Below are 802 nucleotides of genomic sequence, written 5' to 3'. Positions count from 1 at the left end.
AGCGGTATAGGCATCCACATTGCTATTGCCCAGATACCGGGTTTCTTTCGTGATCCGATTGGCGCCATCCCTGATGTAGCGAGTCCAGATTTCATCGTTGGTACCCTTGCCGTGAATATCGAGATAATGAAAGCCGGAATTGGTAAAGGAGTGCGCTGTCTGGCGGTTGGTCCCGTCTCGAGACAGGTTCAGATTGCCAAGCGTGTGGTAGTAGACACGGGTTTCGATACTCGCGCCCAGATCAGCCGAAACGACGTCATCAATCGTCCAGCTGTTCGTGGCGGACACCTGGTTTTCATACCGTAAGGTCCTGCTTTGTCGTCCGAGTTTATCAGGCTTGAATTGGACAACATAGCCTTCCGCATCCACGGTGAAGCGGAGTTCGTTGCGGGAATTATAGTAGTTGCGTGTGGTGCGAGCGCCGGCTTTGTTTTTCTTTGTCCAATCGTTCACCTCAGTAATGCTAGGCTGGTGCCCGTTTGCATTGAAGCTGGCCGCATAACGTGTTGAACGGATGACATTGCCAAAGTCATCATAATCAAATTGGGCCACTTCACCATCTGCATTGACGGTGTAGCGCAGACGTTGTTGCAAGTCGTAGACAAAATAGCTGTTGCGTGTGGTCGGAGATGTCAGGCTCGCCACATAAGTTCGCACGCTGTGATAATCAAAACGGGTCAGGCCACCGATGGTGTCGGCGTATTGAATGGTATGGCGGACCAGTCCGATGGAATCCGTAACGTCGTCTTTGAAATATACATTCTCGGTGATGCGACCCAGCGCATCAATGGTAAACCGCAAG

The 802-nt window shown here is 51.4% G+C and carries 1 protein-coding gene; it reads right to left on the bottom strand.

Going from position 1 to position 802, the window contains the following annotated elements:
- Positions 1–802: hypothetical protein (locus RMQ97_RS15525; protein WP_413661809.1), on the bottom strand; the 802-nt coding region annotated here is incomplete at both ends.

The sequence above is a fragment of the Maricaulis sp. D1M11 genome, assembly GCF_047308265.1.
Lineage (GTDB): Bacteria > Pseudomonadota > Alphaproteobacteria > Caulobacterales > Maricaulaceae > Maricaulis.
This window is presented reverse-complemented; position numbering and strand designations above follow the sequence as displayed.